17 protein-coding genes are annotated in these 24,878 nt (G+C 67.5%); all 17 read left to right on the plus strand.

Features of this window, described 5'->3' with window-relative positions:
• The first annotated feature begins 138 nt into the window (after window positions 1–138).
• The 17 genes from ACFQ4E_RS15460 to ACFQ4E_RS15540 all read left to right on the plus strand — a co-directional run bounded on the left by ACFQ4E_RS15460 (window position 139) and on the right by ACFQ4E_RS15540 (window position 24,877).
• Complete coding sequence (locus ACFQ4E_RS15460) at window positions 139–1,137, plus strand: Ldh family oxidoreductase (protein WP_386805109.1); 999 nt, start codon at window positions 139–141, stop codon at window positions 1,135–1,137.
• A gap of 4 nt (window positions 1,138–1,141) precedes the next feature.
• Window positions 1,142–2,152: a YeiH family protein gene (locus tag ACFQ4E_RS15465; protein ID WP_386805111.1), complete on the plus strand. Its 1,011-nt coding sequence runs from the start codon at window positions 1,142–1,144 to the stop codon at window positions 2,150–2,152.
• A 17-nt stretch (window positions 2,153–2,169) separates the two neighbouring features.
• Complete coding sequence (locus ACFQ4E_RS15470) at window positions 2,170–2,586, plus strand: universal stress protein (RefSeq protein WP_386805113.1); 417 nt, start codon at window positions 2,170–2,172, stop codon at window positions 2,584–2,586.
• Between the two features lie 257 nt (window positions 2,587–2,843).
• Window positions 2,844–3,515, plus strand: coding sequence for a hypothetical protein (locus tag ACFQ4E_RS15475; RefSeq protein ID WP_386805114.1), 672 nt, complete (start codon window positions 2,844–2,846; stop codon window positions 3,513–3,515).
• Window position 3,516: 1 nt separating this feature from the next.
• Window positions 3,517–4,530 carry a hypothetical protein gene (locus ACFQ4E_RS15480; protein WP_386805116.1) on the plus strand — a complete coding sequence of 338 codons (1,014 nt, stop codon included), beginning with the start codon at window positions 3,517–3,519 and terminating at the stop codon, window positions 4,528–4,530.
• Between the two features lie 12 nt (window positions 4,531–4,542).
• A complete protein-coding gene (locus tag ACFQ4E_RS15485; protein ID WP_386805118.1) occupies window positions 4,543–6,252 on the plus strand; it encodes a Dyp-type peroxidase in 1,710 nt (569 codons plus the stop codon).
• Window positions 6,253–6,262: 10 nt separating this feature from the next.
• Window positions 6,263–7,609 (plus strand): cytochrome P450, encoded by a 1,347-nt coding sequence (locus ACFQ4E_RS15490; RefSeq protein ID WP_386805119.1) that lies wholly within the window; start codon window positions 6,263–6,265, stop codon window positions 7,607–7,609.
• Window positions 7,610–7,914: 305 nt separating this feature from the next.
• Window positions 7,915–9,801 (plus strand): PhoX family protein, encoded by a 1,887-nt coding sequence (locus ACFQ4E_RS15495; RefSeq protein ID WP_386805120.1) that lies wholly within the window; start codon window positions 7,915–7,917, stop codon window positions 9,799–9,801.
• A gap of 451 nt (window positions 9,802–10,252) precedes the next feature.
• Window positions 10,253–13,027, plus strand: coding sequence for a Hint domain-containing protein (locus ACFQ4E_RS15500; protein WP_386805122.1), 2,775 nt, complete (start codon window positions 10,253–10,255; stop codon window positions 13,025–13,027).
• A gap of 226 nt (window positions 13,028–13,253) precedes the next feature.
• Entirely contained in the window at window positions 13,254–13,838 is a 585-nt protein-coding gene (locus tag ACFQ4E_RS15505; protein ID WP_386805124.1) for an ANTAR domain-containing response regulator, read from the plus strand.
• Window positions 13,835–15,013 carry an ABC transporter substrate-binding protein gene (locus ACFQ4E_RS15510; protein WP_386805126.1) on the plus strand — a complete coding sequence of 393 codons (1,179 nt, stop codon included), beginning with the start codon at window positions 13,835–13,837 and terminating at the stop codon, window positions 15,011–15,013. Before ACFQ4E_RS15505 ends, ACFQ4E_RS15510 begins: the two co-directional genes overlap by 4 nt.
• 247 nt (window positions 15,014–15,260) lie before the next feature.
• Window positions 15,261–16,628 (plus strand): CmpA/NrtA family ABC transporter substrate-binding protein, encoded by a 1,368-nt coding sequence (locus tag ACFQ4E_RS15515; RefSeq protein ID WP_386805128.1) that lies wholly within the window; start codon window positions 15,261–15,263, stop codon window positions 16,626–16,628.
• Window positions 16,629–16,718: 90 nt separating this feature from the next.
• Window positions 16,719–17,795 carry an ABC transporter permease gene (locus tag ACFQ4E_RS15520; protein ID WP_386805130.1) on the plus strand — a complete coding sequence of 359 codons (1,077 nt, stop codon included), beginning with the start codon at window positions 16,719–16,721 and terminating at the stop codon, window positions 17,793–17,795.
• A gap of 12 nt (window positions 17,796–17,807) precedes the next feature.
• The gene (locus ACFQ4E_RS15525) at window positions 17,808–19,490 is read left to right on the plus strand and encodes an ABC transporter ATP-binding protein (protein WP_386805132.1); all 1,683 of its coding nucleotides are present in this window, start codon (window positions 17,808–17,810) and stop codon (window positions 19,488–19,490) included.
• Window positions 19,491–19,494: 4 nt separating this feature from the next.
• Entirely contained in the window at window positions 19,495–21,921 is a 2,427-nt protein-coding gene (gene nirB, locus ACFQ4E_RS15530; RefSeq protein WP_386805134.1) for a nitrite reductase large subunit NirB, read from the plus strand.
• The gene (nirD, locus tag ACFQ4E_RS15535; protein WP_386805136.1) at window positions 21,918–22,247 is read left to right on the plus strand and encodes a nitrite reductase small subunit NirD; all 330 of its coding nucleotides are present in this window, start codon (window positions 21,918–21,920) and stop codon (window positions 22,245–22,247) included. Before nirB ends, nirD begins: the two co-directional genes overlap by 4 nt.
• Window positions 22,247–24,877 (plus strand): molybdopterin-dependent oxidoreductase, encoded by a 2,631-nt coding sequence (locus ACFQ4E_RS15540; protein ID WP_386805138.1) that lies wholly within the window; start codon window positions 22,247–22,249, stop codon window positions 24,875–24,877. Before nirD ends, ACFQ4E_RS15540 begins: the two co-directional genes overlap by 1 nt.
• The last annotated feature ends 1 nt before the right edge of the window (window position 24,878 follow it).

Below are 24,878 nucleotides of genomic sequence, written 5' to 3' on the forward strand. Positions count from 1 at the left end.
CCAACGGCCGCAACACCGCCGCAGAGGCCTTGGGCCACCGCGAGTTCTCCATGACCAAGCTCTACCGGAGCGCGTGACCGGAACGCGGGCGGCCCTTCGGGGCCGCCCGTCCTTGTGGGCGGCAGCATGACCGACACGATGAGACTTTCCCTGGGCGAGGCCGAGCGGCTGCTTGCGGCCGCATTCGCGGGCGCAGGCGTGCCCGGCGCGGTTGCGGCCTCGGTGGCGCGCGCGCTGGTCGCGGCGGACGCCGAGGGGCAATCGGGGCACGGGTTCAGCCGGGTCGCCGATTACGTGGCGCAGGTGCGCTCGGGCAAGGTGCGGGCCGGGGCCGGGATCGCGGTCACGCGGTCGGCGACCACGGTCGCGACCGTCGATGCGGGATACGGCTTCGCCTATCCGGCGCTCGACCGCGCCACCGCGCTTGCGGCAGAGATCGCCCAGGAACACGGATCGGCGGTCGTGGCGGTGGCGCGCTCGCATCATTGCGGGGCGTTGTCGGTGCAGGTGGACCGGATCGCGCGGGCCGGGTGCCTCGGGATCATGGTCGCCAACGCCCCTGCCGCCATCGCGCCCTGGGGCGCGAAGACGCCGCTTTACGGCACCAACCCCATCGCCTTCGCCGCGCCGCGGCCCGACGGCTCCACTTTCGTCGCCGATCTGTCGCTGTCGCGGGTTGCGCGCGGCAAGGTGATGAACGCCAGGAAGACCGGCCAGCCGATCCCCGCGGACTGGGCGCTCGACCGCGACGGCGCTCCGACGACCGATCCAGAGGCGGCGCTCGCGGGCTCGATGCTGCCCATCGGCGGCGCCAAGGGCACGGTCCTCGCGCTGATGGTCGAGATCCTCGCCGCGGTCCTGCCAGGCGCCAGCCTGTCGCGCGAGGCGAGCTCGTTCTTCGACGCCGAGGGGCCTCCGCCGGGCACCGGGCAGACGCTGATCGCGATCCGTCCGCCCGATCCGGCGGCATTCGGCGCGCGGCTGGAGCGGCTCTTCGCGCTGCTTCTGGCCGAAGAGGGCGCGCGGCTGCCGGGGGCGCGTCGCGATGCGACGCGGGCAGAGGCCGAGCGCGACGGGCTGGTCCTGTCCGAGCCATACCTGACACAGATCCGGCGCTTGGCCGGTGTGGGAGACTGACGCGATGACCGACACGCTCGACACGCTGCGACGTCTCTTTCCGGGCCTTCTCGTGGCGCTTCTGGTGGCGCTGGCGAGCCGCTTCGTCTCCGAGCATTACGGCGCGCCCGCGATGCTCCTGGCGCTTCTCTTCGGGATCGCGCTCAACTTCCTCGCCGCAGAGCCCAAGGTCGGGCCGGGGATCGCCTTTGCCTCGCGCACGCTTTTGCGCTTCGGGGTGGCGCTTCTGGGGCTGAGGATCACGCTCGAGCTGGTCACGGGCCTCGGCGCGATGGTCGTGGGGCTGATCGTGGCGGGGGTGGTGCTGACGATCCTCTTCGGCCTGTCGGTGTCGCGCTTCTTCGGCTTCCGCTACCGCTTCGCCTTTCTCTCGGCGGGCTCGGTGGCGATCTGCGGGGCGTCGGCGGCGCTGGCCATCGCGGCGATCCTGCCGCGGGACGAGAAATCCGAGGACCGGCTGGTCTTTACCGTGGTCGGCGTGACGGTGCTGTCGACGGTGGCGATGATCATCTACCCGATCCTCACCGACCTCATGGGGCTGAACGACCGCGAGGCGGGCATCTTCATCGGCGCGACGGTGCATGACGTGGCGCAGGTCGTGGGCGCGGGCTACTCGATCTCGGTCGAGGCCGGGGACACCGCGACGCTGGTCAAGCTCCTGCGCGTGGTGATGCTGGCGCCCGTGGTCGCGCTCGCGGCGCTCGTCGTGCGCAGCTACGCCAGCGAGGCCGAGATGGGCGGCACCCGTCCGCCCATCGTCCCGGTCTTCGTCATGGGGTTCCTGGCGCTCGCGGTGCTCTCGGCCTCGGGGCTGGCGCCGGAGGCCGTGACCAAAGCCGGATCGAACCTGTCGTCCTGGTGCCTTCTGACCGCGATCGCGGCGGTGGGGGTCAAGACGCAACCCGGCGAGGTTCTGAAGGTCGGGTCGGGCGCGGCGCTTCTGATCGTGACCGAAACGCTGTTTCTTGCGGCACTGGTGGCCATCGCGCTCGCCTACATGCCGTCCACCACCTGAGAGAGCGGGAGGCCCGGATGGGCAAGTTCGATCATATCGTTATCGCCGTGGCGCTCGATCACGAGGCGCTGGTGCCCGCAAAGCTCGAGATGGCGCGCGGGCTTCTTGCCCCGGGCGGCAGGATCACGCTTCTGACCGTGCTCGAGGACGTGCCCGGGTTCGTGGCCGAGTTCGTCGAGATGCGCGACGCCAACCACCTGACCACGAAGGTGCGCGACAAGGTCGCGAGTTTCGCGGGCGATGCGCCGGACGTGTCCGTCGCGGTCGCGAAGGGCAAGGCGGGCGTGCAGATCGTGGGCCATGCCGAGCGTGAGGGCGCGGACCTGATCATCGTCGGCTCGCATGCGCCCTCGGCGCGGGACTATTTCCTCGGCTCGACGGCGGCGCGGGTCACGCGCCGGGCGCATTGCTCGGTTTTCATCATCCGAGAATAGCGAATGTCCGGGCGCCGTTAACTTCAGGCGTCTGAGGCGCGTGCAGGGGCGCCCGAGCGCCGCGCATTGCGACCTTTCGAACTGGCGGCGCGCGGAACTGCCGTGCGTCTGACCAGCGCGCGCGGGAACCCGCGGGTCGGGTGACCTAGCGGAAATTATCCTTTGACAGGGCCGGGTCTTTTCCGGCCTCATACAGCCATAGCGTGCGCCCACTCAGCGCACGGATATTTTTTTATGGAAGTCATTGGAGCGCGCGCATGTCGAACGTCGCCGGAAAAGCCTATGCGATGAACGTGGTGACCCCCAGCCATCCCCGGCTCACCTGGATCAACAGATTGCTCTTCATGGCGGCGCGCGGGCTGCCGTCGAACCTGATGGGGCTTCTGGGCCTCTCGCTCATCCATTTCGCGCGCTGGGTCATCATAAAGCGCGACCAGTGGCCCGATCTGGGGCAGGGCAAGGAGACGATGGAGAGCGATTACATGCTCTTCTGCTCGAACTTCAACGGGACCTGGGACCAGTATATCGACGCCTTCTCGGACGGGATTCCGAACGGGCTGAACCTCTTTTGGTACTCGGCGACGAAATACCCGCTCTCGATCCCGATCACGCCGTTCAAGACCTACATCACCTACAACCAGATCGGCACCGACTACTATTACAACGCCACGCCCGGCTCGGCGCAGCGCGACGTGAAATCGGCGCTCAAGGTCTATGACGCGGTGCTCGACCTGACCGAGGCGCACAAGGCGGGCGATGCGGAAGCCTTTGCCCGGGCCTTCGACGCGGCGTTCCTGAAGGTGCAGACCGATCTCGGCGATCCGGGCTTCGGTCCGGTCGCGAGCCTCGATACCGAGCGCGCGGACGTGAACCGACTGGCCTTCATCGCGGCGGCGCAGCAGCGCTTCGCAAGCGAGAAGGGGGCGTAGCATGGCCGATTTCGACAGCGGACACCTGTTTCTCACTTATCTTATCCCGATCAAGGCGGGCGGGCCCAAGGATGACGTCTCGTATCGCCAGAAGGTGCGGATCGAGCTGGCGCGGCTGCCGCCCGCGCACCAGTCGCCCGCGACGCAGAAGACCAAATATGCGGCGCCCTTCGCCCGCAACACCCGCACCCATTTCGCGCGGATGTTCGTGCTCGACGACGTGGTCAGCAATGGCCGCAACCGGCAGGACGTGCTGGTGGCGACGGTGCGGGGCGTCAACACCATCGACCCCGAGCACGTGGATCGGTTGAATTCGGCCTATCTCGTCTTCACCGCCGATATCGACGCGGTCGAGGAGGACGGCGACCCGCTGCCCGCGACGCTGTCGCCGGAGCGGCAGAAGCGGGCGCGGCTCTCCTATGCGCGGCTGCTCTGGGACACGATGGGCGAGGAGATCGAGGCGATCTTCGGCAATTGTCATGGCTTCGAGAGCGTCACCAGCGCGGCGGAGTTCGGTGCCTATCTGGAGCGCTGCCATGTCGAGACGACGATGCCCTATCACGACTATTACCTGGAGCTGCCCAAGTTCAACGACCTGCCGCTGAAGCTCCTGATAGGTGTCGTGGCGGTGCCTGCGGCGGTGGCGGTTCTGGCGCTGGTCCTGGCGCTTTTCGGGATGGGGTCACTTTGGGGGTTGAGCACGCTTCTGATCGCCGTCGTCGGCATCGTGGCGACGGTGGCGGCGTTCATCGGTGCCGTGCGCTACGCCAACGCCAACGGGGCCAAGCCCCTGGCTCCGGGCAGGCATGACGACCTGAGAACCGTCCTGAAGGCGCTCTACACCCAGCAGGCTTTCGCCGATTTCGTGGCCGACCACCAGGGCGAGAGCCCCGAGCGCCTGCACGCCGCCTTCGGCGACTTCATCGCGCGGCACGCGCCGGGCGATGTCGCCCAGCCGACGCAGCGGCCGGGGGTGATCTCGTCGGCGGCGCCGCAGCCGCAAGCGCGTGTGTGAGGAGGCGGGATCATGACCTATCGGCTCAACCTGCATGACATCCAGGGCAACGTGACCCGCGCCTATGGGCGCTTCTCTTTTCCCTTCGCGCGGTATTTCTTCTTCCAGATCCGCGACCCCGCCGCGGGCCGGGCCTTTGTCGACGCGGTGCGCCGGGAGGTGACGACCTCGGCGCGCTGGCCCGAGGAGGCCGACAAGCCGGACTGCACGGTCAACATCGCCTTCACCTTCATGGGGCTCTACTGGCTCGAGGTGCCGAACCGCACGCTTCAGGGCATGCCCGAGGTCTTTGCCTCGGGGATGCGGGCGCGGGCGTCGATGCTGGGCGACCGCGATCCGGGCAAGACCGAGGAGGACGACCCCGGCTGGGACCGCGACTGGGATCCGATCTGGCGGGGCAATCGCAAGCCGGGGCTCGCGGGCGGCAAGGATGTCCATATCCTCGTGACGCTGAACGCGCAGTCGGACACCGGCGATGCAGATCCGAGGAGCCCCGAGTTCCTCGCCCGGATGAAGGTGCCGCACCCCGCGCTCGAGACCCGGACCGAGTGGCTTCGCGGGCTCTGCAATGACGGGCTGGTGCTGATCGAGGAGAACGGCCGCTCGGGCGAGGCCGCGTTCCAGGACGCCTCGGCGGTGTTCGGCGAATTCGGCGGGCTGACCCTGCCCACGGCGCGCGAGCATTTCGGCTTCACCGACGGGATCGGCGATCCGGTGTTTCGGGGCCAGTATCCCGAAGCGAGCGAGAAGACCGCCGTGATCGGGCGCGGCAAGCGAATGGGCAAGGGCTGGGAGCCCCTGGAGCCGGGAGAGTTCCTCTTCGGGCATACCGGCGAGAGCCAGGAGCTGCCGCCCACCGCGATGCCGCCCGAGTTCATGCAGAACGGCACCTTCATGGCCTATCGCAAGCTTCATGAGAATGTCGGCAGCTTCAACGCGGTGCTGGATGAGGAGGCCGAGCGCTTTGCCGCGATCATGAAGGTCGATCTCTTCGAGGCGCGTGAGACGCTGATGGCCAAGATGTGCGGCCGCTGGTCGGACGGCGTCCCGGTGGCGGTGATCCCGGATTTCGACGGCTGGGTGGCCTTCGGTCACGCGGGCGGCTGGCTGGACGAGACCGGGCGCTTCCTCAAAGAGCCTGTCGCCTGGGCGAAGAACATCGAATATATCCGCACGCCCGCGGCCTCGGATTTCCGCTATGGCGACGACATGGCCGGGTTCAAATGCCCGGGCGGCGCGCATATCCGGCGGGTGAACACGCGTGATTACCTCGATCCGCTCAACGCTTTCGGCGTCGATCCCAAGACCGGGGTGCAGCCCAAGAACCCCAAGGCCAACCATGCGCTGAACAAGCGCCGCCGCGTCCTGCGGCGAGGTCTGCCCTACGGTCCGCCCGATTTCGAGCATCGCGACGACGAGACCGAGCAGGGCGTGATCATGATGATCCTCGGCGTCGACCTTTTCCGCCAGTTCGAGTTCGTCCAGCAGCAATGGATTCAGTACGGGCTCGATTTCCACCAGGGCAACAACACCTGCCCGATGCTCGGGCGTCACGACCGCCACAGGCGGCACATGATCCCGTCGGACCCGTCCTCGGGCAAGCCGCCCTACATGATGACCAAGCTCAGGACCTTCGTGGAGTGCCGCGGCGGCGAGTATTTCTTCGTGCCTTCGATGATCGCGCTACGGATGATCGCGATGGGCATCGTCGATCCGACATGAGGGGCCGGCGATGCTGGCGCGGGTGAGCGAGGCCTTCGCGGCGGTCGGGCGGCTGATCGCCGTTCTGATCGAAGGCTTGGTCGCGCTGGGATGGCTTCTGGTGAAAGGCGCCTCCGTCTTCGCCTCGGGCGGGCGCGCGGCGCTTCTGCCGTTTGTCACGGACGCGCAGGCGCAGTCCCGGGTCTACGCGGTGCTGCGGGCGTTCTGGCCGAACCTGTCGCTCAAGGCGCAGGTGATGAAGGCCTACGAGAACACCGGCACGGCGGTGGTGACCCGCCATGCCGATTGCCTCGATGTGCTGAGCCGCGACGCGGAGTTCGAGGTGGTCTACGGGCCGCGGATGCGCAAGCTGACGGACGGGGCCAACTTCTTTCTCGGGATGCAGCCGGGCTGGCCCTATACGCGCGACACCTCGGCCATGCGCCTCGCGGCGCGGCGCACCGATGTCGCCGAGACCGTCCTGCCGCGCGCCGCGTCGCTGTCGGAGCGGATCGTCGCCGAGGCGGAGGGCGAGATCGACCTGGTCCCGGCGCTGTCGCGGCATGTTCCCTGGGACATGACCGAGCGCTATTTCGGCGTCGGCGGCAGGCCCGACGAGATGCAGCGCTGGACGACCGAGCTCTTCTGGTACCTCTTCGAGGACCTGCCCGCCGATCCCGACCTGGAGGCGCGCGCGATGGCCCATGCGGCGGGTCTGCGCGACACGCTCGACCGGGCTGTCGCCGAACGGAAAGCAAGCGGGCAGCGGGGTGAGACCATCCTCGACCGCTGTCTTGCGCTGCAAAGGGCGGAGACACCCGGGATGGACGATCTCGGCATCCGCAACAATCTTCTGGGGATCCTGATCGGGGCGATCCCGACCATCTCGAAGGCCTGCTGCCTGGCGCTCGACGAGCTCTTGCGGCGGCCCGAGGTCCTGGCGCGGGCGCATCGGGCCGCGCGCGAATGCGATCCGGTCTTCGAGCAGTTCCTCTGGGAGGCGCTGCGCTTCAACCCGCACAGCCCGATCATCTACCGGCGCGCCACGCGCGACACGGTGATCGCGCGTTCGACCTTGCGGGCGGTTCAGGTGCGCAAGGGCCAGATCGTCTTTGCCGCGACGCAGTCGGCGCTGTTCGACCGCACGCGGATCGCCCAGCCGACGCGGTTTCGCACCGACCGGCCCTGGGAGGAGTACATCATCTGGGGCTACGGCATGCACAGCTGCTTTGGCGCGGCGATCAACAAGGCGCTGATCCCGGCGATCCTGAGGCCGCTGATCGCGCGTCCGGGTCTGCGTCGGGCCGAGGGGGCGGCGGGCCAGATCGACACGGGCGGTACGCCACATCCCCAGCATTTCCACCTGCGTTTTGACTGAGGGGCCGGGGGCGTCCTGTGTTATGCTGGGCGGGATCGAGGGGAGGCGATCTTCACACCATTGCAGCGGTCTCGGCGGAGCCGGGTCCGGGCGCGCGCCCGGATCTTCGGTCTGCCCGGCAAGCCTTTGAATTTATTTAACTCGTAGATTTTTTCGCGCTGTCGCGCCGAGCGTCATGCTCCTTTCATTCGGCGGGGTGTACCTGTCGGTGTCACGCTCACCGCGGGCCTGTATCGGGCCCGCATTTCACTCTCGCCCGGCCGACCGACAGGGCCGTGGCCGAAACAGTCCTCGGGAGGGACCAGATGAAAGATATCGATCCACGCGACCTGTCCGCAGATGATTGGGACGAACTGAACAACCCGCGCCCCGATGCCTGCGATTTCGACGCGGTCGTCGACGAGGCGATCTCGCGGCGCGGCTTCCTCGGCGGCGTCCTCGCCTTCGGCTCGGGCGCGGCGGTGATGGGGGCGGGCACGCTCCTGTCCTCGACCTCGGCCGAGGCGCAGGCGGCCTCGCGCTTCGCCTTCACGCCGATCCCGATCTTCACCGACGCCACCGTGCATGTGCCCGAGGGCTACAGCTGGGCGCCGGTGGTGCGCTGGGGCGATCCGCTGACCTCGAGCGCGGGCGCGTTCGACCCCGAGACCGGCCACGATGCCGAGACCGCCCAGCATGTCTTCGGCGAGAACACCGACGGGATGTGGCTCTATTCGATCGATGGCCACGAGGTGATCGCGGTCAACAGCGAGTATGCCAATCTCAAGACCAACCTGCCGCAATCCGAGGGCGTGCCGCAGAGCGCCGACGACGTGCTGATGCTTCAGCGCATCCAGGGCGTGACGGTGATGGAAGTCGCGCCCAAGGACGGCGGTGGCTATGAGGTGGTGGTCGACTCGCCCTTCAACCGCCGGATCGACCACAACACGCCGATGCGCTTTGCCGGTCCCGCCGCGGGGCACGCGCTGCTCCAGACCGAGGCCGATCCCGAAGGCATTGCGCCGATGGGCACGATGAACAATTGCGGCTCCGGTCCGACGCCTTGGGGCACGTATCTGACCTGCGAAGAGAACTTCAACGGTTATTTCGGCTCCACCGATCCCGAGGCCGAGCTGCCCGAGGATTACGCCCGCTACGGCATCGGCCACGAGGGCTGGGGCTACGAATATCACAAGTTCGACGCCCGCTTCGACGTCTCGAAGAACCCCGCCGAGCCGCGCCGGCAGGGCTGGGTGACCGAGATCGATCCCTCCGATCCGACCTCGACCCCGGTCAAGCGCACCGCGCTTGGCCGCATCAAGCACGAGAACGCCGCCGTGACGCTCGCGCCCGATGGCCGCGTGGTGGTCTATATGGGCGACGACGAGCGGGGCGAGTATCTCTACAAGTACCGCTCGAATGGCGTCTACAGCCCCGGCGGCGACACCGATCACCTTCTGGACGATGGCGAGCTCTTTGTCGCCAAGTTCCATCCCGACGGGACGGGCGAATGGCTGGCGCTGACGCCCGAGACCACCGGCATGGACGCCGCCGAGATCCTGATCTTCACCCGCATGGCGGCCTCGGCCGTGGGCGGCACGACGATGGACCGGCCGGAATGGGTCCAGGTGAACCCGATCGCCGCCGAGGGCTACGCGTCGCTCACCAACAACAAGAACCGCGGCGTGAAGCCCAATGCCGGGGGCGACGACACCTCGGTCAACGGTCCGAACCCGCGAGAGGTCAACAATTACGGCCAGATCGTGCGCTGGTTCCCGGCCAATGACGATCACGCGATGGATGCGTTCCGCTGGGATCTCTACGTCATGGCCGGGAACCCGGTTGTGGGCGAGGGCGCCTACAAGGGCTCGTCCAATGTCACCGAGGGCAACATGTTCAACTCGCCCGACGGGATGATGTTCGACAGCTCGGGGCTTCTGTGGATCCAGACCGACGGGGATGACAGCAACGAGGGCGAGTTCGAAGGCCAGGGCAACAACCAGATGCTCGCGGGCGACCCGGCCACCGGCCAGATCGAGCGCTTCCTGACCGGACCGAACGGGTCGGAGGTCACCGGGCTCTGCTGGTCGACGGACCGCAAGACGATGTTCGTCGGCATCCAGCACCCGGGCGGCTCCTTCCCCGACGGCGAGGGCCTGCCGCGCTCGACCGTGATCGCGGTCTGGCGCGACGACGGCGGCCTCGTCGGCTGATCTCTCTCCGAGAGAGGAAGGCCGGGCGCTTCAAGCGCCCGGTCTTTTTAGTCGGTATCGAAGAGGGCGGGCGACTGGCTCCACATAGTCGTCAGTCGGCGACAGGCCGGAACATTGATGGATCGGTCCGACGCTGCATACATTCGGCTCTGGCTGCGACGGTTGGCCCTCTTGGAGTGTCGCCGGCTTTGATGGGACGACCCCCTCCAAAACCCGGCGAGTTTTTGGGGATCACATCGCGCTTACGCTAGAGGATGGACAGTTCCGACTGTGTACCGTGGCCCATTTCGAGGGTCGCATCCCGGCGGCTCGAAGAAAACAAGTCGAAGATGCGCTTTTGCAGAAATAGCCGTAATGCGCCGCATGATCGCCAGATTGTCTTTGTACTCATGCCGTTAGAGACGCCCTCGGATCGCGGGCGTGTTTCGACGTAGCGAGTAAGGCGAGAGACGTGGCGACAAATTTCGAAGTCATCTACCTGGGTCAACTCAGTATCATCGATACGACCCAGGGCAACGAGTTTGCCGAGAACCCGAACGCGATCCTCGGAACCTACGGATCGTGGTCGGACGGTCTCTACAATCACGTCCACGACCTGACCCCCGAACGTCTCACCGAAGACGACAACAACACCTACGACACCGATAACGGCGGCGGATACGACTCCTTCCGGATCGACGGGGGAGCCGCACAAAACTTCGATGTTGTCGTCACTTACAACGCGACGATCACCTATATCGACGGCACGACCGCGACCATCACCGCGGTGATTTTCCAAGACGTGACCGGCAAGACCTACCTCGCGCCGGAGATCACCAACAACGCCGATCAGGCGGCGCTGACCGCGAAGCCGATCCAGACGCTGTCGCTGAACTCGGTCGAGATCAACAGCGGCGACATGGGCGCCGACCGGGTCGCGGGGAACTTCCTCGAAGCGGTCGATGGCACGACCGGCAACGACTCGATGGGGGTCGGCTATACCGACTCCAACGGTGATTCGATCACCTCGGGTGCCGATGTCATCGATGGCGGCGCCGGCAATGACACGATCAACGCGGGTGGCGGCAACGACACGATCATCGCGGGCAAGGGCAACGACACGATCACCGGCGGCGCCGGGACCGACACGGTCATCTTCAAGGGCGCTCCGGGCGAATACGTCTTCGACTACGGGCCGAGCGGCGAGCTGATCGTCGTCGACACGGTCGCCGATCGCGACGGCACCGACCGCCTGATCGGTGTCGAGCGGGCGATCTTCAACGGCACCACCTACGAGCTCGTTCTCGGCACCGACGGCAACGACACGCTGCAGGGCACGAATGACGGGATCGCCGATCTCGTGATCGGCCATGACGGCGCCGACAGCCTCGTCGGCAACGGCACCAACGACGTGCTGGTGGGCGGCGCCGGGAACGACACGATCTTCACCGGCGACGGCAACGACACCGTCTATGGCGGCACCGGCAACGACTCGATCGGGAGTTACGGCGGAACCGACAACGGCAACGACCTGATCTACGGCGAGGATGGCAACGACACCATCATCGGCGGCGGCGGCAACGACACCATCTACGGCGGCACGGGCGACGACGTGCTCGCGGGGCATTTCGGGTCGGACACGCTTTATGGCGGTGACGGTTCGGACACGTTCACGATCACCGACGACCACGAATATGACGAGATCTATGGCGGCGAGGGCGGCACCGATTTCGACATCATCGCGTTCAGCACCTGGTCGGCCACGCAGGGTGTCACGGTCAATTTCACCGGAAACGAGGCGGGCAATTACGATTTCGACGGCACCGCAGGTTTCGGCAATTTCAGCCAGATCGAGGCCATCACCGGCACGAGCTATGGCGACACGTTCAATGCCTCCTCGACGACCTCGGGGACCGTGCTCTACGGTCTCGAGGGCAACGACACGATCACCGGCGGATCGGGCGCGGATTACATCGACGGCGGCATCGGCAACGACACGCTCGTTGCCGGTGGCGGGGCGGACACGGTCGTCGGCGGCGAAGGCAACGACTCGATCCAGGGCCGCGCCGGAAACGACTCGCTCCGCGGTGACGCGGGCAACGACACGATCGACGGCGGCGCCGGGGTCGACACGATCGAGGGCGGCACCGGGGACGACCTGCTCGTAGATACCGGCACCGAGGCCGACCTGATCTCGGGCGGCGACGGCAACGACCAGATCCTGTCCGGCCAGGGCAACGACACCATCGATGGCGGCACGGGCGACGACACGCTGCGCGGCAACGAGGGTGACGATCTGGTCACCGGCGGCGACGGGAACGACCTGTTCGTCTACGTGGCCGGCGACGGCAACGACACGATCACCGATTTCAACTTCGGCAATACCGGCACGATCAGCGACGGCAACGCCACCAACAACGACCGCATCGACCTCTCGGCCTTCTATGACAATGTCTGGGAGATCCATGCCGACCAGGCCGATGACGGCATCCTCAACCAGTCGAACACGACGACGCTCGGGGGCCGGGCGGTCGATTACTCCGACAATGCGAGCTTCGGCACCGGCAGCCTGACCTTCACCAGCGCCTCGGCCAACAACTCGTCCTATACCGCCGAGAACACCATGGTCGCCTGCCTGGTGCGGGGGACGCGGATCCGGACCCCGGAGGGCGAGCGCGCGGTCGAGGACCTGCGCGAGGGCGATCTGGTCGAGACGCGCGATCATGGACCGCAGCCGATCCGCTGGATCAGCCGGACCGTCTACCAGCGCGCCGATCTGGAGAGCAATCCCCGACGCTGCCCGGTCCTGCTGCGCAAGGGCAGTTTCGGCGCGACCCGCGATCTCTGGGTCTCGCCGCAGCATTGCATGCTGATCGAGGATGAGGACGGCGAGCCTCTGTTCCTGCGCGCGACGCATCTGACCTCGACGCCGCTCGCGCGCGTGGCGGCGGGCTGCAAGAAGGTGAGCTATTTCCACCTGCTTTTCGATTGCCACGAGGTGATCTTTGCCGAGGGCGCGCAGACCGAAAGCTTCTATCCCGGGCCGCAGGCCGTCGGGGCGCTGAGCGCGCCGGATCGCGAGGGGCTCTTCGCCAAGGTGCCGCGGCTCCGGACGCACCGGGCCGAACAGGCCTTCGGACCGCGTGCCGCCAGGGTGGCGACGCGCAAGGCCGCGATCCGGATCGGGCGGGACATCGCGTCCCGGCCCTGTGTGCCGCCGACGCGCCCGGTGCTGGCGCTGGTCTGAGGGCGGGGCGCGCCGAGGCGACTGCCGAAAGGCAGTCCAAAGGGGCGACCATCCGCTGATCAGGCCCGAGACGGCGCTGTCTCTGCCGTTACTGTTCGCATGCGCCGCCCAAATTCAGGGCGGACAGTGGCGTTTCAGAACCGGCAAAGCCCGCCATCCGCGGCGCTCCGTCGCTGCGGCGCAGAATGGAATTGCCGCAGCCGCGAAAACTCCGCATCTTCGGCACATGTCTGAGAAACTGTCGATCATCGTCGTCGAGCCGGATCGTGATCGCGCCATCATGATCGTCGACAGCCTGCGCGAGGCGGGGGACAACGACATCCACGTGATTTCCGAGGTGTCGAGCGTGGCGCGGCGCATTCTCGACATCGCGCCGGACCTTGTGATCGTCGATCTGACCAGCCCGACCCGCGACATGATCGAGGAGCTGACGCTGGCGACCTCGCCGCTCGACCGGCCGGTCGCGGTCTTCGTCGACAAGAGCGGCGAGACGCTGACCAAGGCCGCGATCGAGGCGGGGGTGTCGGCCTATGTGGTGGGCGATCTCCGGCCCGAGCGGATCCGGCCGGTGATCTCTGCCGCGGTCGCGCGCTTCAACATGTTCCGCCGGATGCGCGACGAGCTGGCCGAGACCAAGCGCGCGCTCGAGGAGCGCAAGATCATCGACCGCGCCAAGGGTCTGTTGATGAAGGCCCGCGGGATCAGCGAGGACGAGGCCTACGCGCTTCTGCGCAAGGCGGCGATGGACCAGGGCAAGAAGATCCGCGACGTCGCGGCGGCGCTGGTGACCGCGGCGGATCTGCTGTCATGACGCTGACGCATCTGTCCGTCGCGTTCATCCCGCTCACCGATGCCGCGCCGCTCATCGCGGCAGAGGAAATGGGCTTCGCCCGAGAAGAGGGCCTGAAGCTCGACCTGGTGCGGGCGCCGTCCTGGTCGTCGCTGCGCGACATGCTGGCCTTCGGCGCGGTCGAGGCGGCGCATCTGCTGTCGCCGGTGCCGGTGGCGATGGCTCTGGGGATCGGCGGGGTGGCCTCGGCGATCTCGGCGCTGATGGTGATGTCGGTCAACGGCACCGTCATCGGCACGAGCACCGCCTTGGCAGAGCGCGTGCGGGACGCAGCCGACCCTTTTGCCTTCAGCGATGCGGCGGCCGCCGCGCGGGCGCTGATCGCGGCCTCGGGTAGCGATTTGCGCATCGGCGTGCCGTTTCCGTTCTCGATGCATGCCGAGCTTCTCTATTATTGGCTGTCGGCCTCGGGTCTGCCCGCGCCGCAGGGGCTCACGATCCGCACCGTCCCGCCGCCGCTCATGGCCGAGGCGCTGGCCGAAGGCGAGATCGACGCCTTTTGCGTGGGCGAGCCCTGGGGGTCGAAATCGGTGGAGAGCGGGGCAGGGACCATCCTGCTGCCCGGCCGCGCGATCTGGAGCTTTGCCCCTGAAAAGGTCCTGGCGGTGCGGACCGGCTGGGCCGAGGAGAACCCCGACCTGACAGGCCGCCTGATGCGGGCGATCTGGAAGGCGGGGCACTGGCTCGGGACCGGCGGGGCCAACACAACGGCGGCCGAGCTTCTGGCCCGCGAGCCCTATCTCGATCTTGCGCCCGACATCATCGACCGCGCCTTCACGGGGCGTCTGGTGGTCAACGGGCGGGGCGAGGCGCGCGACTGCCCGGGCTTCATCGAATATCACGCGGGTGCGGCCACCTTTCCGTGGCGCAGCCAGGCGGCGTGGATCGGCGCGCAGATGGCGGGGCGGCTCGGGCTTGAGAAAAGCGCCGCGATCCGGGCCGCGAAATCCGTCTTCCGAACCGATCTCTACCGTCGCCACCTGGCCGATGTCGGGGCGATTCTTCCCGGCGCCTCCGAGAAGGTCGAGGGCGGAATCGCCGACGGCACCGCCGTCGCGGCGGTGAACGGACGGCTGATCCTGGGCGAAAACCGGTTCTTCGATGGCCGCGTTTTTGATCCCGACGCGCAGAACTGACCAATTTCCGGGCAGTCCCGTGCGCCGCGATGCTGCGCTGCGGAAAAATTCAAACGCGGTCTTGCGAAGCGCGCGCCGCCGGGGCTTAGATCAACTCCAAGAGCAACGGCGCTCTTACCTCCTCCCACGATAGGGCGATCCGAGCACAGCCGCTCGACCCACCCAGCGCATCCCGCGCCGGGCCGGTCTTGCGGCTTTTTTCGTTTCTTCGTCGCCAGCGGGCGACCATCACAGGGGCACATACCCGATGACCAAAATCCTGACAGGCGTTGCGTTTGCCGCGCTCATGGCCAATTCCGCCGCCGCCGAAATGCTCGATCTCGAGAAGGACGAGCTGACCTTCGGCTTCATCAAGCTCACCGACATGGCGCCGCTCGCGGTGGCCTATGAACAGGGCTATTTCCTCGACGAGGGGCTCTTTGTCACGCTCGAAGCACAGGCCAACTGGAAGGTGCTGCTCGATGGTGTGATCGACGGCCAGCTCGACGGCGCGCATATGCTGGCCGGTCAGCCCCTGGCGGCGACCATCGGCTTCGGCACCGAGGCGCATATCATCACGCCCTTCTCGATGGACCTGAACGGCAACGGCATCACCGTCTCGAACGAGGTCTGGGAGATGATGAAGCCCAACGTCCCCACGATGGAGGACGGCCGTCCCCAGCACCCGATCTCGGCCTCGGCGCTGAAGCCGGTGGTCGATCAGTTCAAATCCGAGGGCAAGCCCTTCAACATGGGCATGGTCTTCCCGGTCTCGACCCATAATTACGAGCTGCGCTACTGGCTGGCGGCGGGCGGTCTGGAGCCGGGCTACTACTCGCCCGAGAACATCACCGGCCAGATCGGCGCCGATGTGCTCTTGTCGGTGACCCCGCCGCCGCAGATGCCCGCGACGCTCGAGGCGGGCACGATCCACGGCTATTGCGTGGGCGAGCCCTGGAACCAGCAAGCGGTCTTCAAGGGCATCGGCGTGCCGGTGATCACCGATTACGAGCTCTGGAAGAACAACCCCGAGAAGGTCTTCGGCATCACCGCCGAATTCGCCGAGGAGAACCCGAACACCACGCTCGCGGTGGTCAAGGCGCTGATCCGCGCGGCGATGTGGCTCGACGAGAACGACAACGCCAACCGGCCCGAGGCGGTCGAGATCCTCTCGCGTCCCGAATATGTCGGAGCGGACCAGGAGGTCATCGCCAACTCGATGACCGGCACGTTCGAATACGAGAAGGGCGACACCCGCGAGGTGCCCGATTTCAACGTCTTCTTCCGCTACAACGCGACCTATCCCTATTACTCGGACGCGGTCTGGTACCTGACCCAGATGCGCCGCTGGGGCCAGATCGCCGAGGCGAAGACGGACGAGTGGTACGACGAGGTCGCGAAGTCGGTCTACAAGCCCGAGATCTACCTCGAGGCCGCGCGTCTCTTGGTCGATGAAGGGCTGGCGGATGAGGCCGATTTCCCCTGGGACAGCGACGGCTACAAGGAAGCGACGCCCGCCGAGGATATCATCGACGGCATCGCCTATGACGGCCGCACGCCCAACGCCTATCTCGAGAGCCTGCCCATCGGCCTGAAGGGCGAGCAGATCGTCGTCGGCAACGAGGTGCAGGGCTAAGCGCCCCTGCATCCGGGACCGGTCTGCCCGCCTCCTTATTCTGGCGGGCCGGTCCTTCTCTCTCATTCAGATACGCAAGGATCCGAGCCCATGACCGCCGTCGATCCCGGCTTTTCGAAAGCCGCAGACAAGGAAGCGCGCCGCGAGCGTCTCTTCTCCCGCATCACCAAGGCCGACCGCTGGTTCCAGGTTCTGGGTCTCTCCTGGATGACCCCCGTCCTGAAAGCCGCGGCTGGAGACAACCCCAAGGCCCAGATGTCCGAGATCTGGCGTCTTCTGGGGGTGCCGCTTCTGGCCATTGCCGGGTTCCTGGCGCTCTGGGCGGCGCTGGCGCCGACCGTGCAAACCTCGCTCGGCGCGATCCCGGGGCCGGCGCAGGTCTGGGAAGAGGCCGTCAACCTGCACGAGGACGCGGTGCAGAAGGGCGAAAGCCGCGCGGCGTTCGAAGCCAAGGTCGCGCAGCTCAACGAGCGCCGCGAGGCGCAGGGCAAGGAGCCGATCACCCGCGAATATACCGGCGCGCCAAGCTATTACAGCCAGATCTGGACCTCGATCCGGACGGTGTTCTTCGGCTTCCTGATCGCTTCGGCGGTGGCCATCCCCCTGGGCATCGCTGCGGGGCTCTCGCCGATGGCCAACGCGGCGCTGAACCCGATCATCCAGATCTTCAAGCCGGTCTCGCCGCTCGCCTGGCTGCCCATTGTCACCATGGTCGTCTCGGCGGTCTACGTCACCAATGACGGCATGTTCTCGAAGTCGTTCCTGAACTCGGCGATCACCGTGACGCTCTGTTCGCTCTGGCCGACGCTTATCAACACCGCGCTGGGCGTGGCCTCGATCGACAAGGACCTGGTGAACGTCTCGAAGGTGCTGAAGATGGGCACCTGGACCAAGATCACCAAGCTGGTGCTGCCCTCGGCGCTGCCGCTGATCTTCACCGGCCTGCGTCTGTCGCTGGGGGTGGGCTGGATGGTCCTGATCGCCGCCGAGATGCTGGCGCAGAACCCCGGCTTGGGCAAATTCGTCTGGGACGAGTTCCAGAACGGCTCTTCGCAGTCGCTCGCCAAGATCATGGTCGCGGTGCTGACCATCGGCATCATCGGCTTCCTGCTCGACCGTCTGATGTTCGCCATCCAGTCGCTCTTCACCTTCACCAACCATCGCTGAGGACAGCAACCCATGGGCATCCTGTCACTCGATCACGTCTCGAAAAGCTTCGGCGACGGCGCAGGCCGGACCGAGGTGCTGCGGGACATCACTCTTGAGGTCGAGGAGGGCGAGTTCCTCGTGCTTCTCGGCTTCTCCGGCACCGGCAAGACGACGCTGATCAACCTTCTGGCCGGTCTCGACACGCCGAGCCGCGGCACCGTGAGCTTCCGCGGAGAGAAGATCACCGGCCCGGGTCCCGAGCGCGGCGTGATCTTCCAGAACTACTCGCTGATGCCGTGGCTCACGGTGAACGGCAATGTCGCGCTGGCGGTCGATGCGATCTTCCCTGGCCTCTCGGCCCAGGAGAAGGCTGCGAAGGTCGACCATTATGTCTCCATGGTGGGGCTGAGCCACGCCGCGACCCGCCGTCCGGCGGAGCTCTCGGGCGGCATGCGCCAGCGGGTGAACGTCGCCCGGGCGCTGGCGATGAACCCCGAAGTGCTGCTCCTCGACGAGCCGCTCTCGGCGCTCGACGCGCTGACCCGCGCCAATATCGCCGACGAGATCGAGCGGATCTGGGAGGGGGACAAGAAGACCTGCGTCCTCATCACCAACGATGTCGACGAGGCCATCGTTCTGGCCGACCGGATCATCGCGCTCAATCCCGATGGGAGCCTCGGCGACGAGTTCCGCGTCACCATCCCGCGCCCCCGCGACCGCACCGCGATGAACCATGACGCGACCTTCAAGCGTCTCAGGGCGGATGTGACCAAGTTCCTGATGGATGTGGGTATCAAGGCCCGGATCGAGGGCAGCCGGATGCTGCCGGACGTCACGCCGATCCACGGCGTTCCGGCGGCGGTGGCCAAGGCGCAGGACGGGCTGATCGACACGCGCTTCCTCGATTTCAGCCAGCTCAACAAGGTCTATCCGACCCCCAAGGGTCCGCTGACGGTGGTCGAGGATTTCGACCTCAAGATCGACCGCGGCGAGTTCATCTCGCTGATCGGGCATTCGGGATGCGGCAAGTCCACGGTGCTGACCATGGCCGCCGGACTGAACGACATCTCGAGCGGCGCGATCAAGCTCGACGGACGCCATGTCGAGGGCGCCGATCCCGAGCGCGCGGTGGTCTTCCAGGCGCCGAGCCTCTTTCCCTGGCTCACCGCCAGGGAGAACGTCTCGGTCGGGGCCGACAAGGTCTACCCCAAGGCCAGCCGCGCCGAGCGGCAGGACGTGGTCGAGTACTATCTCGAACGGGTGGGCCTTGCCGATGCGATGGACAAGCCCGCCTCGGAGCTCTCGAACGGCATGAAGCAGCGGGTGGGGATCGCGCGGGCCTTCGCGCTCAGCCCCAAGCTCCTGCTCCTGGACGAACCCTTCGGCATGCTCGACAGCCTCACGCGCTGGGAGCTGCAGGAGGTGCTGATGGAGGTCTGGTCGCGGACCAAGGTCACCGCGATCTGCGTCACCCACGATGTCGACGAGGCGATCCTTCTGGCCGACCGGGTGGTGATGATGACCAACGGTCCGAACGCCACCATCGGCAAGATCACCGATGTGAAGCTGCCGCGCCCGAGAACGCGCACGGCGCTGCTCGAGCATCCCGACTACTACGCCTACCGGCAGGAGGTGCTCGATTTCCTCGAGGAATACGAGCACGGCGCCAAGCCCAGGTCGAAACCCGCCCCCAAACCGATTGCAGCGGAGTAAGCCAATGAAAAACCTTGTCATCATCGGCGCAGGCATGGCGGCGGGACGGCTCGTCGAGCATGTCGCGGATGCGGGCGGATGGAGCATCACGCTCTTCAACGCCGAGCCGCGCGGCACCTATAACCGCATCATGCTGTCGCCCGTCCTCTCGGGCGAGAAGACCTACGAGGAGATCGTCACCCACGACGCGGGCTTCTACGAGGCCAAGGGCGTGACCTGCCGTTTCGGCGAGCGGGTTCTGCGGATCGACCGCGAGATGAAGGTGGTCGAGGGCGAGAACGGGCATGTGCCCTACGACAAGCTGGTGATCGCCACTGGCTCGACCCCGTTCATCATCCCGCTGCCCGGCCACGATCTGGACGGCGTGATCGCCTATCGCGACCTCGAGGACACCCAGCGGATGATGGCGCTGGGCGAGGGCAAAAAGGCCGTGGTGATCGGCGGCGGGCTTCTCGGGCTCGAGGCCGCGGCGGGCATGCATGCGCGCGGCGTGGATGTGACGGTGGTCCATCTGATGGGGCATCTGATGGAGCGGCAGCTCGACGAGGCGGCGGGGTATCTCCTGCGCAAGGATCTGGTGGGTCGCGGCATCAAGGTGCTGGTCTCGACCAATTCCAGGGAAATCCTCGGCGAGGACGGGCGCGTGACTGCGCTCCGGCTCGAGGATGGGCGGGAGCTGCCTTGCGATCTCCTGGTGATGGCCGTGGGCATCCGTCCGGCGACGGCGCTCGCCGCCGAGGCCGGGCTCGCCACCGGGCGCGGCATCCATGTCGACGACCAGATGGTCTCGAGCGACCCGGATATCCTCGCCATCGGCGAATGCATCGAGCATGACGGCCAGATCTTCGGCCTCGTCGCGCCGCTCTACGACCAGGCCAAGGTGGCGGCCGCGACCCTTGCGGGCGCCGAGGCGGCCTTTGCCAATCGCGAGACCTCGACCAAGCTCAAGGTCACCGGCTGCGATCTCTTCAGCGCCGGCGATTTCGCCGAGGGCGACGACCGCGAGGACATCGTCTTCCGCGACCCGGCGCGCGGCGTCTACAAGCGCCTCGTCCTGCAGGACAACCGCGTCATCGGCGCGGTCATGTATGGCGACACGGTCGACGGCGCCTGGTTCCACGGCCTCATCAAGGACAGGACCGACGTCTCCGGGATGCGCGACACGCTGATCTTCGGTCCGAGCTTCCAGGGTGGCGCCGCGCTGGACCCTATGGCGGCCGTTGCAGCCTTACCGGCTGACGCAGAGATCTGCGGCTGCAACGGCGTGTGCAAGGGCCGGATCGTCGAGGCGATCGAAGGAGGCGCGGGCTCGCTCGACGCGGTGCGCGCCACGACCAAGGCCTCGGGGTCCTGCGGGACCTGCACCGGGCTGGTCGAACAGCTTCTGGCGGTGACGCTCGGGGACGCCTTCGAGCGTCCGACCGCCCAGCCGGTCTGCGGCTGCACCGAGCTCACCCACGAGGACGTGCGCCGCCTGATCAAGGCGCAGGAGCTGAAGTCGCAGCAGGCGGTCTGGCAGGAGCTCGGCTGGTCCACGGTCAATGGCTGCCATGTCTGCCGTCCGGCGGTGAACTTCTACCTGCTCGCCGATTGGCCGGTCGACTACCAGGACGACCCGCAATCGCGCTTCGTCAACGAGCGCAAGCACGCCAACATCCAGAAGGACGGCACCTTCAGCGTCGTGCCGCGGATGTGGGGCGGGATCACCAGCGCGACCGAGCTGCGCGCCATCGCCGACGCGGCGGAGAAATACAACGTGCCGACCGTCAAGGTGACCGGCGGCCAGCGGATCGACCTTCTGGGCGTCCGGGGCGAAGATCTGCCCGCGATCTGGGCCGATCTGAACCGCGCGGGGCTCGTCTCGGGCCATGCCTATGCCAAGGGCCTCAGGACGGTTAAGACCTGTGTCGGCACCGATCACTGCCGGTTCGGCACGCAGGATTCCACCGGGCTCGGGATCAAGCTGGAAAAGGCGCTCTGGGGCTCCTGGACGCCGCACAAGGTCAAGCTCGCCGTCTCGGGCTGCCCGCGCAACTGCGCGGAAGCGACCTGCAAGGATGTGGGCGTGGTCTGCGTCGACAGTGGCTTCGAGGTCGGCGTCGGCGGCGCGGCGGGCATGGACGTCAAGGAGACCGAGCCGCTGGTGAAGGTCGCCACCGAGGAAGAGGCGCTCGCCTGGACCATCGCCTTCGTCCAGCTCTACCGCGAGAACGCCAAGTATCTCGACCGGCCCTACAAGTGGATCGCCAAGGTCGGGCTCGACTGGGTCCGCGAGACGCTGTCGGTCCCGGAGGAGCGCGCGCGCCTGATCGCCGCCTTCGAGCTGAGCCAGAGCATCTACCAGAAAGACCCCTGGGCCGAACGCGCCCGGGACGAGGAGGCGCGCAAGTTCGCGCCGATCGCAGACCTGACACTGGAGGCCGCGGAATGAGCTGGATCGATATCGGGGCGCTCGAGGACATCCCCGTCCGTGGCGCGCGCAAGCTGAAGACCGCTCAGGGCTGCATCGCGGTCTTCCGCACCGACGAGGCGACGGTCTTCGCCACCGCGAATGCCTGCCCGCACAAGGGCGGACCTCTGGCCGAGGGGATCGTGCATGGCCAGAAGGTGACCTGCCCGCTGCACAACTGGGTCTTCGATCTCGAGACCGGCGCGGCGCAGGGCGCGGACGAGGGGCGGATCGCGACCTACGCGGTCAAGGTCGCCCAAGGGCGCATCCTGATCGAGGCGTCTGTCCTCGGCGAAAAGGCCGCGTGATGGACGGCGCCGGTCTCCCTCAGGTCCGTTCGACCTGTCCCTATTGCGGCGTCGGCTGCGGGGTGCTCCTGCGGCCCGACGGCGCCGGGGGCCTGGGCGTCGAGGGCGATCCGGCGCATCCGGCCAACCGAGGGCGGCTCTGCTCGAAGGGGATGGCGCTCGGGCAGACCGTGGGGCTGGAGGAGCGGCTCCTCGCGCCGCGCGTCGACGGAGTCGAGACCGGCTGGGACACCGCGCTCGATCTCGTCGCGACACGGTTCTCCGAGACCATCGCCAAGCACGGTCCGGACAGCGTGGCCTTCTACGTCTCGGGCCAGCTTCTGACCGAGGATTACTACGTCGCCAACAAGCTGATGAAGGGCTTCATCGGTTCGGCCAATATCGACACCAACTCGCGGCTCTGCATGGCCTCGACCGTCGCGGGCCACCGTCGCGCCTTCGGCACCGACACGGTGCCCGGCATCTATGACGATCTCGAAGAGGCCGATCTGGTGGTGCTGGTGGGCTCCAACATGGCCTGGTGCCACCCGGTGCTCTTCCGGCGGCTCGCCGCGGCGCGCGCCGAGCGCGGCACCAAGGTCGTCGTCGTCGATCCGCGCCGCACCGCGACCTGCGAGATCGCCGATCTGCATCTGAAGCTGCGCCCCGGCACGGATGTCGCGCTTTTCAACGGGCTTTTTGCGCATCTGCGCGAGGTGGGCGCGCTCGACATGCGCTTCCTCCTCGAGCACACGACCGGGTTCGACGAGGCCTTCCGTGCCGCCTCCGCCGACCAGATCGACGCGACGGGGCTCGCCGCGGGGGATGTCGCGCGGTTCTACCGGATGTTCGCCGCGACCGAGCGCACGGTGACGGTGTTCAGCCAGGGCGTGAACCAGTCCAGCACCGGCTCGGACAAGGTCAACGCCATCCTCAACTGCCATCTCGCCACCGGCCGGCTCGGCCAGCCCGGCCAAGGGCCCTTCAGCGTCACCGGCCAGCCCAACGCGATGGGCGGGCGCGAGGTCGGCGGGCTGGCCAACATGCTCGCGGCGCATCTCGATCTCGAGGATGCCGGGCATCGCGCGGCGGTGCGAAGCTTCTGGTCCGCGCCCGCCATGGCCGAGAGCGCCGGGTTGAAGGCGGTCGAGATGTTCCGCGCCGTGGGCGACGGACGGATCAAGGCGCTCTGGATCGCCGGGACCAACCCCGCCGTCTCCATGCCCGATGCCGACGCGGTCCGCGACGCGATCCGGGGGTGCGCCTTCACGGTGGTCTCGGACATCACCGCCCGGACCGACACGGCGCGGCTCGCGGATGTCCTCCTGCCCGCGACCGGCTGGGGCGAGAAGGACGGCACCGTCACCAATTCCGACCGCACGATCAGCCGCCAGCGCCCGGCGCTCCCCGCGCCGGGGCAGGCCCGCCACGACTGGGCGATCTTCGCCGAGGTGGGGCGGCGCATGGGCTGGGCCGAGGCCTTCGACTACCGCGCGCCCGCCGAGATCTTCCGCGAGCATGCCGCGCTCTCGAAGATCGCCGGAGGGTTCGGGCGCGATTTCGACATCTCCGGCCTCGCCGATCTGTCGGATGCCGGGTACGAGGCGCTGGAGCCCGTCCGCTGGCCGGTCTCGGCCAACCGCACGGGCGGGCGGTTCTTCGGTGACGGACGGTTCTTCACCCCCGACGGTCGCGCGCGGCTCATCCCGGTGCGGCAGGCGGCACCCGCCACCCGCCGCTCGCCGCGCTATCCGTTCCGGCTCAACACCGGGCGGACAAGGGACCAGTGGCACACCATGACACGCACCGGTCTCGCGCCGCGCCTGTCGCGCCACCTGGCCGAGCCGTTCCTGCAGATCCATCCCTCGGATGCCGAGACGGTGGGGCTCGAGCCTGCCGGTCTGGCGCGGGTGACGAGCCCGCAGGGCAGCGCCATCCTGCGCGTGTTGATCAGCGAGGATGCGGCCATCGGCGCGCCCTTCGCGCCGATGCACTGGACCGGAGAGACAGCTTCGGCGGGCCGGGTCGATGCGCTGGTCGCGCCCATGACCGACGCGGTCTCGGGCCAACCCGAGAGCAAGGCGAGCGCGGTTGCCGTCACGCCGTTCGAGGCGGGCTGGTACGGCTTCGCGGTCTCGGCGCGGAAACCCGAGGCGGACACCGCCTATTGGGCGCGCGTCCGGTCCGAGACCGGCTGGCGGATGGAGCTTGCGGGCGAGCGCGCGGAAGCGGACTGGACCGCCTTCGCCCGCGACCTCTTCGGCACCGGGTCGGAGCCGCAGGTTTTCAGCGATGCGGCCTCGGGCGTGGTCCGGCTGGCCTTCACCGCGCCCGACGGCACGCTCGACGCCGCGCTCTTCGTCTCGCCCGAGCCGGTCGCCGTTGCGCGCGATCATGTCGCGGGCCTGATCGGGCAGGCGGCGGGGGATGTGCTCGCCGCGCGCGCCGGGGGCGCGGGCTTCGATCCGGGACCGACGGTCTGCGCCTGCATGGGCGTGGGCGCGAACACGCTTCTCGCGGCCATCGGCACCGTCGGCCCCGATCTCGACCGCATCTGCGAGGCCACGGGCGCGGGTCTGACCTGCGGCTCCTGCCGCCCCGAAATCACCACCCTGATCGACCGGTTCGCCCCGCGCGAAGCCGCTGAATAGA

Origin of the sequence: Litorisediminicola beolgyonensis (assembly GCF_042679605.1) — a bacterium.
Lineage (GTDB): Bacteria > Pseudomonadota > Alphaproteobacteria > Rhodobacterales > Rhodobacteraceae > Litorisediminicola > Litorisediminicola beolgyonensis.